Raw genomic sequence first — 12,849 nt, 5'->3', positions numbered from 1 at the left:
TAATTTGTAATTAAATTGCAAATGCTAGGATAATAAGTTTTAGTGCAGAGGTGACAGCATTGTTTAACCGCAGAAAGTTCAAAAAAAAACCCAATCAACCAAAAGAAAAAAATGATGAATTAAATAAAGTGTCGGAAGTAAGGGATCTATTCAATACTCTATCTTCATCCAATGATTTCATAAACCATCAAGGAACATATAATGGCATAGGCTACTGGGTCTCTTTTTATCGCTCTTTGATCGATGCACAGGTACTTCATGAAAGTGTTCTTTCTGTCATACCTACTCTGGAAACGATAAATTTGGAGCAAATAAAAGAAAACGTTCCTATTGAAAATACACTGATTACTAGAACCAAGGTTGTAATTGAAGAAAGAATCATGAGAGGCGAAATTGCACTTCGTTTAGATGGAAATCTTGATGAATGCCTATTAATCAATGTTGCGGCCCAACAAGGAAGACAAGTTGAGAAACCTGAACTTGAATTTGGAATCATAAGTGCTCAAGAAGCTTTTGTCGAGGATCTTGATATCAATCTGAATTTAGTCAGAAAAAGACTTCCTGTCCCTGGATTGCAAGTAAGTGAAATGACTGTGGGATACTTGTCTAAAACCAAAGTGGCAGTTTTATCGATAGAAGGAATCGTTGATCAGGAAAATGTCGATAATGTTATCCAAAGGATCAATGACGTAGAGTTTGATGAAATATTGGACGGGTCCTATCTCGCACAAATGCTATATGATAATTCAAATACCTTGTTTCCCCTTTTTCTAAATACGGAAAGGCCTGATCGCATCGCAAGTGCATTGGCTGAAGGTAAAGTAGCCCTGTTAATCGATAGGTCATCCTCTGCACTTATTACTCCAACCATTTTGTTGGAATACTTTATCACGATGGAAGATTATAATATGCCGTGGATTCCGGCATCTGCTTTCCGTTTATTAAGGATCTTCGCGGTCGCTTTTTCCATATTTGCTACTCCCATTTATGTAGCCGTGCTGACCTATCATTATGAACTGATTCCTAAAGATCTTTTGGAAACGATCGTCACTTCAAGGAACTTAATACCTTTTCAGCCTTTGATCGAAGCATTATTCCTGGAGATTTCCATTGAGTTATTACGGGAAGCTGCTGCTAGGCTGCCAACAAAGGTAGGTCAGACATTAGGTATCGTAGGCGGTATCGTTATCGGTCAAGCAGCCGTTGTAGCTGGTTTGACCAGTAATATCTTATTGATCATCGTTGCCCTCTCGGCCTTGGCATCATTTGTTACTCCCATTTATAAAATGGGTAATGCCATTCGGCTGCTGCGGTTCCCCTTCTTAATCGGGGCCCAAATTTGGGGGCTGCTCGGCATTACCATAGCAGCCGTGTTTTTGATGACCCACCTTATCAAATTAACATCAATGGGACACCCGTACCTCGAACCGATCTACCCATTTCGCATGCAAGATTGGAAAGACAGCTTTGTTCGGCTTCCTTTAAATCTTTTCAAGTCACGGCCTGTAAATTTACGTCCTGATGATATATCCAGACAGCAGCCCAAAAAAGCAAGAATCAAAAAAAATGATTTTAATGAATGATTTAAATGAGGGTCCTATATGAACCAAGCTGGAGTTAATGAAAAGTATAAAGTGTCACCGTTTTATGTATTTTTTTTAGTGCATTCAATGCAAACGGGAATAGGCGTTTTAAGTTTTCAAAGAGTTTTAGCGAAGACAACGGGAACAGATGGCTGGATTTCGATACTACTAGCCGGCCTGATCGTTCATATAATGATTTGGGTCATATATAAAATCTTCAGTATCGTCCCTGGTGATATCATTTCTGCCAATAATCATGCATTCGGAAAATGGATCGGGAATTTCTTCAGTCTATTATTCATTCTTTACTTTTTGATCCTAGGGATGACAGTCATGATTAGCTATATAAATGTCATACATGTATGGATGTTTGAAGAGGTACCTTCTTGGGCGTTTGCTTCAGTTTTTCTGATCCTGATTTATTATATAAATACGGGAGGGTTCCGAACGATTACGGGTATTACCTTTTTAAGCTCCATTTTGACATACTGGCTTTTATTTGTCCTATTCTATGCCATGAAATACTCTGAATTCACCAATTTGCTTCCTGTTTTCCACCACTCTCTAATGGATATATTGAAAGGAACCAGAAGTACTTCATTAACGATGCTTGGTTTTGAAACGATCGTTATGTTTTATCCGTTCATCAAAGATGCTAAAACTTCACAAAAATATGCTCATGGAGGGGCCTTAACAACAACCTTAATAACCGTATTCGTTTATTTAGTTTCAATTGTTTTTTATTCACAAAAACAGTTGGAACTGACTATATGGCCGACACTGACATTGACCAGTATTGTCGAATTGCCCTTTATTCAACGATTTGAATATATAGACGTTTCTTGGTGGGCCATCGTCATCATACCCAACATGACCATATCCTTGTGGGCAGCAAGCCGAGGTTTCAAGCGTTTATTCAATGTTCAGCAAAAGTATCCATTATTAGGAATGTCCATTATAATCCTGCTTACGAATATTTTTGTTTTTGATGTCGATTCACTATATATATTACGTAAAATCATCAATCCATACGGCGCACTCTTTGTTGCTTTATACTTGCCTCTTCTTTTGGTCGTCATTTATATAAAGAAAATGAGGAAACGTTTATGAGAAAATTATTTCTTGTTATATTGGCTTTTCCCCTCCTTTGCAGCTGTGCCGAGCCAAGGGTGGTTGACGAAGTCAATATGTCCCAAGCCATTGGCTACGATATACTTAAGAATGATCATGTCGAAGGAATGTTCGTCATCCCTATCTTCCAACAGGACAAGATGGGTAAATATCAAATCTTAACTGGAACATCGACGACAACAAGTGATGTCCAGGCTGTTGTTTCCAAAAAAGCGGATAAGCCGGTAATGCTTGGACAGACACGCATCGTTTTATTCAGCGAGAAAATGGTTCGTGAAATCGGAATGACAGAACTGACCGATTATCTCTACCGTGAGCCGCAACTTGGAAACAGGGTCATTTTGGCCATCGTGGAAGGAAAGGTCAAGAATGTCATAAATACGAAACCACCAAATACGAATGTGAATATTGGAATCTTTTTATCGGATTTGATAAATCAACAAAATGAAACGGGGAACGGACCCGATACTAACCTCCATCTTTTTTTAGGAAACGCTCTAGAAACTGGCGGTGATTCGTATCTTCCTTTAATTAAATTAATTAATAATGAAGTTGCTGTTTCTGGAGTGGCCCTATTTCATGAAAATAAGATGGTCACGAAAGTTCGAACCGATGATATGTTCATTTTCAAGACATTAGTTCAGCATCATAGGCGGGGAATATATAAATTCAAATTAAAAGATAAGAAAGAAAGCGATATCGTAGTGGAAAGTATCCGAAGCGGTTCAAGTTATCAGGTATCCGGCTCAGAGAAAAATCCCTCGATCACGATTAAGATCAAAATTAAAGGACAAATCAAGGAATCCATGCGAAGTGAAAACCTTACCAATAGAAAGATGATAAAGAAAATTGAAAAGGAAATGGAAGCTGATTTAACCAAGCAAGCAAACCGACTTATTAAAGATCTTCAGAAAAAATCCCTTGATCCAATTGGCCTTAAGGAAAAATATCACGCCAAAAATAAAAAACTGACCTATGAACATTGGAAAAAGATTTATCCGGTGATGGACATTAATATAGAAACTAAAGTGAACATCATCCAAACCGGGGTCTCAGAATGATGAAATATCGATAGGCCATTTAATATTCTTCATCTGATTGGAAAATTACTTTCAAATCAAATTGTGAACAGAGAAGTAATTTAACTGGTTGACTGGCAGGTGCTTTTGAAACATGGTTAGCCGGATTCATGCAGAATTATTAAAAGAAGGTAAAGTCCCTTCTAAAGCAGCACAAATGAATCAAATCATTTACCTATCGTTGTTACATAAATAACAGGAGGTGACTTTATGAAAACACCTATGAAATCGATCATCGCTGCCTCAGTATTAAGTGTGAGTTTAATCGCAGGATTCTCTGTTGCTTCCGCAGATAACGAAAAAGATGAATTGAAATCGGATAAAGTGACCTTCTTTGGGTCCCCAACTTCTGAGATTTCCAGTTCAGTTGCTGTACCTCAAAGTTATAACCGGATATTGTTTAGCGGAACAGTAGCCCCTCTTTTAAACAAGGATGGAAAAACCACTTATGAGAGATATGGCAATACAGAAAAGCAGGCAATCGGGATTTTAGAGAAATTAGGAGCAGATTTGAAAACAAAAGGACTTTCCCTTGCTGATGTAACCTATCTGCGTGTGTATGTCGCGCCAGATCCGAACAAAGGAGATGAACCAGACTATCAAGGTTGGTTCGATGCCTATGCTCTGTTCTTTAATACAAAAGAAAATCCAGTGAAAACAGCCCGTTCAACAGTAGGCGTAGAAAGTTTGGTTTCGCCGGATTTCCTCATTGAGATTGAAGCAGAAGTAGCCTATCAAAATAACAGCAAGTCAAATAAATAGGCGATAGCTGTGTATGGTCATGATTCAACATATCGGTGTTCCAGGCACACCGGAAAACCTTTGAATACCAAAAGAGACAGGAAGTTATTCCTGTCTCTCGTTTGTTTTAATCAATCATGAAAATTCGTTCCATCCGTCACTTCTTTGACAATGCCAGCATTGATGACAAAGTCGCCGAAATGCTCTCCTTGCTGACGTTCTTTTGCATAACGGGAAAGAAGTACACGCAGCTCTTTTAATATCTCTTCTTCACCGATGTTTTCACGGTACATTTTACTTAATCGGCTTCCGTCGAATGCAGCACCTAGATACATATTATATTTGCCAGGTGCCTTACCGATAAAACCAATTTCCCCAAGTGCATGTCGGGCACATCCATTCGGACAACCGGTCATGCGAATTGTGATTTCTTCGTTCCTCAGGCCGTTTTCATCAACGATGGTCTCGATTTTATCAAGCAGAACCGGCAAATAACGCTCTGCTTCGGCCATTGCCAACCCGCATGTTGGAAGCGCCACGCATGCAATCGAGCTGCGTCGGAGCGCCGAATGATGCGCACCATCCGTCAAACCGTATGTTTCAAGCAATTCTATGATCTTTTTCTTTTTCTGGCTTGACACATCTGCAATAATAAGGTTTTGATTGGCCGTCAAACGGAAATCACCCGTATGGATCTTTGCGATCTCGCGCAAACCGGTCATCAGCTTGTAATCATTGATATCGGCAATTCGGCCACCCTCGACAAATAGTGTAAAATGCCATTTCCCTTGCATTCCTTTTACCCAACCATAGCGGTCACCATTATTATCAAAATGATATGTTCTCTCTTCCTCCAGCTTCCAGCCTAAACGATTTTCCAGTTCAGCCTTTACCGCTTGGAGCCCAAGCCGGTCTACCGTATACTTGAACCGAGCATTTTTCCGTACGGATCGGTTCCCGTAATCTCGCTGAATCGTTATGATTTTTTCAGCCACATCCAGTATTTTGTCTGGCTGGCAAAAGCCGATTACCTTGGCTAGTTGAGGATATGTCGCCTTGTCACCGTGGCTCATTCCCATTCCGCCGCCAATCGCTACATTAAAACCAACGAGTTTTCCATTTTCAACAATTGCTATGAAGCCAAGATCCTGGGAGTAAACATCAATATCATTGGATGGTGGTACGGCAATGCCTATTTTAAACTTCCTTGGCAAATAAAGCTTTCCGTACATTGGTTCGACTTCCTCCACTTCAGGAGAACCAACCACTTTTTCTTCATCCAGCCAGATTTCATGGTACGCCCTTGTACGCGGCAATAGATAATCACTCAATTTTTTTGACCATTCATATACTTCAGAATGGATTTCGGATTGAAATGGAATCGAATTGCACATTACGTTCCGGTTTACATCTCCGCATGCAGCAATTGTATCCAGCATGGAAGCATGGATTTCCTGAATGGTTTTTTTCATATTCCATTTTAAAATACCATGCATTTGAAACGTCTGTCTTGTTGTCAATTTCAAAGTTCCGTTTCCGTATTTCTGAGCGAGGTCATCCATAACAAGCCATTGAGAAGGCTGTGCTACCCCGCCGGCCATACGGACACGCAACATAAACTGATAGGCAGGCTCAAGCTTTTGTTTTTGACGCTCATTGCGCAGATCCCGGTCATCCTGCAAATAGCTGCCGTGATGTTTCATTAATCGGTTGTCATCATCCGGAATACCGGCGCTGATCCGATCCTGCATCACTTTTCCAAGTGTACCTCGCAAATAATCGCTTTTTTCTTTAATTTGCTCAACATCACTGGGCGGGCCTTCTGGTGCTTTTAATAGTGTTTTCACCATGTTGTTATCTCCTTTTCATTCAAATTTCAGTACACATCACGTTGATAGCGTTTATTCTGTTGCATTTCTTCAAGATAAGCCTTCGCATCAGCATGGCTCATATTGCCTTCTTTTTCAATGATCTCAATAAGCGTATTATGCACATCATGTGCCATGTTTTTCTCGTCACCGCAAATGTATACAGCTGCACCTTCTTGAAGCCATTCGTATAATTCCCCGCTGTGCTCGCGCATCCGGTTTTGAACATACACTTTTTCGTCAGTATCTCGTGAAAAGGCAACATCCATTTTCGTAAGTACACCTGTTTTCAACCACTTTTGCCATTCAGTCTGATAAAGGAAATCCGTCACGAAATGCTGATCGCCGTAAAAGAGCCACGTTTTTCCTGTCGCTTCAGCTTCTTCGCGATCCTGGATAAAGGATCTGAACGGAGCAATGCCCGTTCCCGGTCCAACCATGATAATTGGAGTGTCTGGGTTCTCCGGCTGCTTGAAGTTCTGGTTATGCTGAATGTAAACGGGCAGCGTGTCCCCTGGCTGTAATCTGTCCGCACATAAAATGGAGCAGACACCGTTTCTTTCCCGTCCGTGACTTTCATACCGGACGGCTCCGATTGTCAAATGCACTTCATCCGGATATGCGGATAAGCTATTCGCAATCGAATATAGACGGGCTGGCATTTTCCGGAGTATCGATACGAACTCTTGCGCCGATTCGCCCCATGTGCCAAAATCACGGACAAAATCAAGCAAATCACGGCCTTCACGATATTCTTTTAACCTTTCTTCATTACCAGGCTCTAAAAGCTCCTTTAAATCCTCGTTACCTGAAAGCTGTGCCGCTTGTTCAATGAGCGATTTTGTCAAAACCGTAATTTCAAAATCGGAGATGAGCGATTCCCTAAGCTGTCGAAGGTCTCCCTGCTTATTGACCTTCACGGTTTCTTCAGGGTCCCAATTGAGTTCCGTAAGAAGCATATCCACTAAATCCGAATCATTTTTCGGATAAACACCAAGGCTGTCACCAGGTTCGAATGTAAGACCTGAGCCCTCAAGAGATAACTCAAGATGATGTGTCTCTTTATTGGAGCCACGGCCGTTCAAATTTATATTTTCCAACACTTCCGCTTTAAACGGATTTGTTCTCGAATACGTTTGTTCACTTACTGAGGCTTTCGATGCGGGAACAGCAGCAATTGAACTGACTTCCCCTTCACTTAAACTAGAAAGTACTCCATCCAGCCATTCGCTAGCAGGCTCATCATAATCAAGGTCACAGTCCATTCTCGGAAATAAACGTGTCCCGCCAAGTTCCTCCAAGCGTTTATCGAATTGTTTTCCCGTTTCACAGAAAAACTCGTATGAGCTGTCTCCTAGCGCCAATACCGAAAAGCGGAGACCTTCAAGGCTTGGTGCCCTCCTGCCATGAAGGTACTCATGGAAGGACAATGTATTATCCGGAGGATCACCTTCTCCATGCGTGCTAACGGCAATCAGGAGATTTTTGACTTTTTTCAAATTGTTGACTTTAAAGTCACTCATGGATGAAATGGTAACCTGAAAGCCATTACCCTCAAGCTTACTCGCCGCCTTTTCTGCCAGCCCTTGAGCATTACCCGTCTGTGAACCAAAAAGAATGGTCACCTCTTTTGATATTGTCTTCCCGCCGCTTTGAGCTTCCAGTACCGGGGCGACGGCTGAACTGATATTCGAAACTGACAAAGATGCAGTCAGATAACCGCTCAACCAAATTTTTTGTGTTTCTGTCAAGCTTGGCAGTAGGCTGTTAAGGAGCTCTGCCTGCTCTTGATTAAAGGGACTGTTACTTACCTGAAGTTGCACGATTTCCACCTCACAAAGGGATATTAACTTATCTTAGTTGACTATTATGTATAACGAGTGGGTTTAAACATTTTTATATCCATCCATAAATTAATTAACTCGTTTACTCCTATAGACCAAGTCGGTTTTAACTGCAAAAAAAATAGTCATATAGGTTCATAGCTCGCAACAAATAAAAAATAAGGTTATAAAGGACAATAGCCTTCCACAGCCTATACTCTTCCTAAAATAAGTTTCTCATTAAAACTTTACTGGAAGTCACATCATTAGTAAAATATATATAATTTATTGTAACTATTAAGAATATTAATAATAAGGAGAAATTTCTATGTACTATGATGCTCTAAAAACATTCGTGACCCTTGTAGAGGTCAAGAATTTTACAAAAACAGCAGAAATGCTTCTTATGTCCCAACCAAGTGTAAGTTTACATATAAAAAAATTGGAGGAAGAGTTCCAAACGAAATTATTTCTCCGTTCTCCTAAATTCCTAAAAGTCACCTTGACGGGAGAAATTCTTTACGACCGGGCCAAGCAAATGATCACAATCTATGAACAGACCAGACAAGACATTCAGGAACACGATAGTTCCATCAAGGGCGAATTAAAGATAGGGGCAAGTTTTACAATAGGAGAGTATATCCTTCCTTCTTTACTCATCGACCTTCAAGAGGACTATCCTGAACTCGAACTTCAAGTCGTAATTGGAAACACGGAAGAAATCGTTCAAGCCGTTCGGCTATACAAAGTGGATATTGGCTTAATCGAGGGTCAAACTAATGAAAAAGAGCTTTCTGTCCACCCATTCATGCAAGACGAGCTATTCATTGTGTCTTCTAACAATCATGTACTCTCTAATAAAGACGAAGTGGAGATTACTGATTTACATGACCAAGCATGGGTAACCAGGGAAGTTGGATCTGGTACTCGTGAATACCTTAATCACGTCATACGATCAAACGGATTGAAAATTAAATCGATACTCACGATAAGCAGTAATCAAGGAATAAAAGAAACACTTATAAAAAACGGCGCAGGGCTGGCTCTGCTTTCCCGAAGTGTAATTGAAAGGGATGTACAAAATAAAATCCTTTCTATTATTCAGGTAAAAAATGAATCCTTTAACAGGACACTTTCGTACGTCTATTCCCCAATTATGGAAGATAAAAAGAATGTCAAGACTTTTATAACTGAATTAAACAAAAAATGGCCCATGAAAGCAAAGCCGATAGGATGATCTTTGCGAAGATTGCTGTTATAAAGTTACAGACTGGGAAATCCGGGAGCACGCTCTTAACAGGTTGCTTATGTAACCAAAACGGGGAAAAGTTGCATTAAGTAAATTTCGACAATAAAGCCGAGGTTTGCCTACGTTAAGGAAATATACTTAATTAAGAAGTCTGAGTAAATCCCAACTTGTCTTTCTTATACACATTAACTTATAAACAATTGGGTATACGAATAACTAGAGCAATCTTCTTTGGCTTGATTTTTGTTTTCCTTGGATAGATAAAAATAATATCAATTTTGTATGGGAGCGGGTTTAATGAATATTGAGATTAAAGAAGCAGCGATTGAACAACTATTAAAAGTGGATTATAAAGAGAATGAAGGTGTTCGTATCGAAGCCATTTATATTGGAAGCTGTTCGATTTATGTGGAACACGAATTGAAAATTGATGATAAGAACGAAGATGATGAGAGATTCATAATTGATGGGGTCCCCATCTTAATATCAAGTGAGTCTAAAAAGCATCTTCCGGATAAAGTATTTCTTGACTACAGTGATGGACTTGGATACAAATTATATACAGACGAAGAAACATTAAGATATAATCTCCAGTTGAATAGAGTGAATTGATTTAAAATGAACAAGTAAAAGCCCTTCTGTTTCAGTTGGGCTTTTTTGTGTTTATACTCAGGGAATTTATCATCGGCATTTACCTAGAGGGATTTTTATTTTCTCATAGGATAGCACTGCACTAATAGCCCCATTACCAGGAATGAATGCATTTAACTATTGTTTTTATCCATTCTATTTTTTATTACTGAATCGTTTCGAAGTTTTGCAAATAATAATGAATGAAAATTCAAAGAATTATAGTTATTATGCTTCCAACCTCCTGGACTCGAAGTACCGCTCCAACTTCCTTTTTACCCGCTGAAGTGCATTATCGATCGTCTTTTTTGGAACATTCAATTCCTTTGATATTTCAAAATAAGTTTTTCCTTCCAGGTACAAGTCCACAACACTAGTTTCCAACTCACTAAGGACTTCCGTTAAAATTAGCTCAATATCGCAAATTTCTTCTGATTTAATTAAGATCGTGACTGGGTCATTTTGTCTCTTTTCAGGGATTAGATCAATTAGGCACTGTTCCGACTCCCCTTGATTAGGCTTATACAATGAAACATAATTATTTAAGGGAGAATGCTTTTGGCAAATAGCCGCTTTAACAGCCGTTATGATTTGTCTTGTAATACACAGTTCCGCAAATGATCTGAAAGATGACTTTTTGCAATTCTTGTAGTCCCGAATGGCCTTATATAGTCCAATCATCCCTTCCTGATAGACGTCTTCCTTATCTCCACCCGTTAAAAAATACTTCAAAGCATTTGATTGAACGACACATCTGTATTTTTTAATTAAAAAGTCCAGTGCATCTTCATCACCATTATGGATTTTCCCAACCAACATTACATCTTCCATATGAGTATAGTTTTCCACTCGTTTCTTCTCGATGATTACACTCATTTATTTTCCCCCACTCACTTAATTGAGCCCCGACATAAAAGTTGCATTATCACTTCAATGTGTTAATTCAATATAATAATATCTCAGAAATGACGATAATGATATTCGCAAATAACGACATTTTTCAACAAAATACTGATATTTATAAGTCCTGCACTATATCTATACACTTTCAGTCAGCTTTAATTGATTTGGTAAAGATCTCGTCATTATAGTCGTTTTGTTTAACTCCTTATCATTGACGGATATAGTTGTGCCGATGGTTGTGGCAATTACGGTGGGGTTCAGGATATGGAAGCTTAATATAGCATAATTATAAATAATACTACTAAAGAACTATTCTGCAATAATGGTTTAACATAGCCTATTCAAAGGGAAAGACTGGAACCCATTCCACCTTTTACTTTTACATTTACTTCAATAGCTTTAATTAAAAAAAGGAAAATGCCATTTAAAACATCTTCTCTAATTAGCAGGTTTTATTTAAACCCTTCTTGACAAAATAAGAAAGCACCCTTCAAAGGATGCTTTAACATATTATTTAACTCGGTTATAAAATTGAAACTGGGATTTAATTATTCGCTAATGGCCCCGTTAGTTAAGGTCATTACTTAAGCATGCATAAGTTATTAAAGTGGTGGACTCTCCACACCTAGATGAATCCAATCTTCTTTTGGCGGTCCATATACCCCATAAGGTTTTATTCCTGCTTGACGCATCAGAACCGTAACTTGTCCGCGATGATGAACAATATGCTTGATTAGCCCCATAAGGATGGAAGCATTTGTTTCCTGTCTACCAAACGCTTCTTGTATTTGCTCTAGGGATGCGTCCGTCCATTGTTGTTCAATTATTTTGGCTGCGTGAGAACTTACATTTTTAAAAGTGATAGCAATTTCCTGTGCTGAAGAAGGGACGTTTTCCGAACTTTCTATCCGGTCTATCTTTAACCCGAAATGAGCTAGATAATCTGGAATATTCGTGGTGAAATGCCACACAATTCTTCCTAAAGTGCGACCTTCAGGATAAACTTGTTGTTCTAAAGATTCATCAGTCAAACTATCCAAGACATTTTGAGTGAGAATGGCTTCTTTATTCCATTCTTTAATAAAATCTGAAATTGTAATATACATATAATACCTCCCCTATTCCGTTAGATAATTACTTTCTCAAAGCACATTATAAAACATACGTTCCCTCATTACAAATTCCTTATTAATCATTTTATTTTGAGATTAAACTTTCAGTCTTTTTGAACGTCCATTGACTTTATATTTAAATGGATAACCAGGTTTAAATCGAATACTGGACGGTAAGTTTGTGACTGCAATTTAATGGACGTGGTTCAAATCTTCCTACTACTAGCTATACACAACAAGAATCACTACTTAATAATAGTGGGTAATTATGTTATTAATATATTATAAATTCTGTGTTGGTTAGGAGATAAAGCCATGCAAAAATAAGCTTAGTATAGGTCGTGCAGTAACGAGATTCGACAGCAGCGGGGAAATGGTATGGCATCCACATGAGTGCATCACACTGTCCGAAGCATTGAAAACTTATGGTACTTTTAGATATGAGGAACTGGGTACATTAGAAGTAGGAAAACTTGCTGATATCATAGTATTAGAACAAAATCTCTTTGAAGTACCAGCAGAAGAAATTCCTAATACAAAGGTACAGCTAACGATTGTTGATGGAAAAGTTGTTTTTGATCATACGACGATTTTAATCGATAAGTAAAATAGTCATTAAAAGAGGATTCTACAATTGTAGAATCCTCTTTTGTCCATGGACAATTGTCAATTCCGCTACCAATGCGTTAGAGATATGTTTTTCGCTTAATAACCATGCCTCTTTATTGAA

At 38.8% G+C, this 12,849-nt stretch carries 11 protein-coding genes; 7 read left to right on the top strand and 4 right to left on the bottom strand.

Translation table 11 applies throughout. From position 1 onward, the window contains the following. The first annotated feature begins 128 nt into the window (after positions 1-128). From ACYP5M_RS02855 to ACYP5M_RS02840, 4 genes are all read left to right on the top strand, one after another. On the top strand, positions 129-1,583 hold the full coding sequence (locus tag ACYP5M_RS02855; RefSeq protein ID WP_434169656.1) for a spore germination protein: 1,455 nt from the start codon (positions 129-131) through the stop codon (positions 1,581-1,583). Between the two features lie 18 nt (positions 1,584-1,601). After that, a complete protein-coding gene (locus ACYP5M_RS02850; protein WP_434169485.1) occupies positions 1,602-2,693 on the top strand; it encodes a GerAB/ArcD/ProY family transporter in 1,092 nt (363 codons plus the stop codon). Then, a complete protein-coding gene (locus tag ACYP5M_RS02845) occupies positions 2,690-3,775 on the top strand; it encodes a Ger(x)C family spore germination protein (RefSeq protein WP_434169484.1) in 1,086 nt (361 codons plus the stop codon). Before ACYP5M_RS02850 ends, ACYP5M_RS02845 begins: the two co-directional genes overlap by 4 nt. A gap of 228 nt (positions 3,776-4,003) precedes the next feature. Continuing rightward, the gene (locus ACYP5M_RS02840; RefSeq protein WP_434169483.1) at positions 4,004-4,555 is read left to right on the top strand and encodes a RidA family protein; all 552 of its coding nucleotides are present in this window, start codon (positions 4,004-4,006) and stop codon (positions 4,553-4,555) included. A gap of 110 nt (positions 4,556-4,665) precedes the next feature. Here the strand turns inward: ACYP5M_RS02840 and cysI are convergent, their stop codons facing one another. After that, positions 4,666-6,384, bottom strand: coding sequence for an assimilatory sulfite reductase (NADPH) hemoprotein subunit (gene cysI / locus ACYP5M_RS02835; protein ID WP_101221957.1), 1,719 nt, complete (start codon positions 6,382-6,384; stop codon positions 4,666-4,668). A 26-nt stretch (positions 6,385-6,410) separates the two neighbouring features. Further along, complete coding sequence (locus tag ACYP5M_RS02830) at positions 6,411-8,225, bottom strand: assimilatory sulfite reductase (NADPH) flavoprotein subunit (RefSeq protein WP_452445138.1); 1,815 nt, start codon at positions 8,223-8,225, stop codon at positions 6,411-6,413. A 328-nt stretch (positions 8,226-8,553) separates the two neighbouring features. Between ACYP5M_RS02830 and ACYP5M_RS02825 the strand changes: the two genes are divergently transcribed. Then, the gene (locus ACYP5M_RS02825) at positions 8,554-9,462 is read left to right on the top strand and encodes a LysR family transcriptional regulator (RefSeq protein WP_402942614.1); all 909 of its coding nucleotides are present in this window, start codon (positions 8,554-8,556) and stop codon (positions 9,460-9,462) included. Between the two features lie 309 nt (positions 9,463-9,771). Next, positions 9,772-10,086 carry an iron-sulfur cluster biosynthesis family protein gene (locus tag ACYP5M_RS02820; protein ID WP_434169481.1) on the top strand — a complete coding sequence of 105 codons (315 nt, stop codon included), beginning with the start codon at positions 9,772-9,774 and terminating at the stop codon, positions 10,084-10,086. Positions 10,087-10,332: 246 nt separating this feature from the next. Here ACYP5M_RS02820 and sigH read toward each other — a convergent pair whose 3' ends face one another. After that, positions 10,333-10,980, bottom strand: a complete 648-nt coding sequence (gene sigH, locus ACYP5M_RS02815; protein WP_230176366.1) for an RNA polymerase sporulation sigma factor SigH — start codon at positions 10,978-10,980, stop codon at positions 10,333-10,335. Between the two features lie 629 nt (positions 10,981-11,609). Beyond that, complete coding sequence (locus ACYP5M_RS02810) at positions 11,610-12,113, bottom strand: DinB family protein (RefSeq protein WP_434169480.1); 504 nt, start codon at positions 12,111-12,113, stop codon at positions 11,610-11,612. A gap of 313 nt (positions 12,114-12,426) precedes the next feature. Between ACYP5M_RS02810 and ACYP5M_RS02805 the strand changes: the two genes are divergently transcribed. Then, entirely contained in the window at positions 12,427-12,726 is a 300-nt protein-coding gene (locus ACYP5M_RS02805; protein WP_434169655.1) for an amidohydrolase family protein, read from the top strand. The last annotated feature ends 123 nt before the right edge of the window (positions 12,727-12,849 follow it).

The sequence above is a fragment of the Peribacillus sp. N1 genome (assembly GCF_054600815.1).
Note: the sequence above shows the minus strand (reverse complement) of the source record. Positions and strands in the feature narration are given on the sequence as shown.